The organism is Oceanipulchritudo coccoides, assembly GCF_010500615.1.
In the GTDB taxonomy this organism is placed as follows: Bacteria; Verrucomicrobiota; Verrucomicrobiia; order Opitutales; family Oceanipulchritudinaceae; genus Oceanipulchritudo; species Oceanipulchritudo coccoides.
The window spans coordinates 1-1,373 of record NZ_JAAGNX010000006.1 but is presented as its reverse complement, the minus strand read 5'-3'; the positions used below and the strand labels follow the sequence as shown (position 1 = coordinate 1,373).

Here is a 1,373-nt window from a genome sequence, read left to right as displayed (position 1 = left end):
GCTCACGGGTGGTTCTGGTGATGACACGTTGCGTGGTGGTGCGGGGTCTGACAGCCTTGTGGGGGGTGAGGATGCGGACCGTCTTGAGGGCGGCGCGGACAGTGACCATCTGGATGGCGGCAATGGCGACGATTTGCTCTTTGGGGGCGGTGTCGGCAATGACACGCTGCTGGGCGGCGCGGGGTCTGACACGCTGATCGGTGAGGCCGGCAATGACAGCATGGAGGGCGGCACGGAGGCCGACACCCTGCGTGGTGGTGGNNNNGGGACGGACCGGCTGGAAGGCGGCACCGAGGCGGATACCATCGACGGCGGCAACGACAACGACACGATCTTCGGCGGCTCGGGTGCTGATATGATCATGGGCGGTCGCGGCACCGATGAAATCCGCTCGGAGGGCGACAACGACACCATCGATGCAGGCGACGGCTTTGACGCGATCTACGCCGGTGGCGGCGCGGACAGTGTCGACGGCGGCAATGGCAACGACTTCATGACGGGGGGCGAAGGCTTTGACACGCTGAACGGTGGCGTTGGCAATGACCGTTTGTTCGGCGGTCCGTCAGGCAATGACGTGCTGAACGGCGGCGAGGGCAACGACGAGCTCTTTGGTGAAGCCGGGCGTGACATCATGAACGGCGGCAGCGGGACCGACCTGCTGAACGGCGGCAACGGCAACGACGATCTGGTGGGTGGTCTGGACGTTGACACGCTGAACGGCGGTCAGGGGGACGACAACCTGTTCGGGGGTCAGGGTGCTGATATCATGAACGGCAATCAGGGGTCGGACTTCCTCTTCGGCGAAGACGGGAACGATGTGATGGACGCCGGCGACGGTTTTGACCTGATGAACGGCGGCGCGGGCAATGACCTGATGCGCGGCGGCAACGGCAATGACCGGATCGAGGGGAACCTCGGCGAGGACACGCTGGAAGGCGGGGTCGGCGATGACCTGCTCTTTGGTGGCAACGGCGCCTTTGCGGATACGCTGAACGGTGGCACGGGCAATGACGAATTGCGTGGCGAGGCGGGCAGCGACACCTTTGTCTTCGAAGACGGGTTCGGTCAGGACACGATCTTTGACTTCAACGAGTTCGACAGCGCCGAAAAGATCGACCTGACTTCAGTGTCGTCGATTGTCGACTTTGCCGATCTCGTGGCCAACCACATGGACACGTCGCTGTCCAATGCCAACGACGTGGAGATCGACGCCCTGAACGGCGACGTGATCACCATCAAGAACGCGGCACTCGGCGATCTGGGCGCGGACGACTTCCTCTTCGGGTTGTAAGCGGCCACAAACCGCGACCAAAGGGACACGACGTGGGGCAAAGACTTGCCTCACGTCGTGTCATTTGACAGGGATGGACCCC

General features: G+C 63.2%; 1 protein-coding gene. It reads left to right on the top strand.

What is annotated here, in order from left to right; all coding sequences use genetic code 11:
* Positions 1–28: 28 nt before the first annotated feature.
* Entirely contained in the window at positions 29–1,291 is a 1,263-nt protein-coding gene (locus tag G0Q06_RS14175; RefSeq protein WP_425496126.1) for a calcium-binding protein, read from the top strand.
* Positions 1,292–1,373 lie beyond the last annotated feature (82 nt).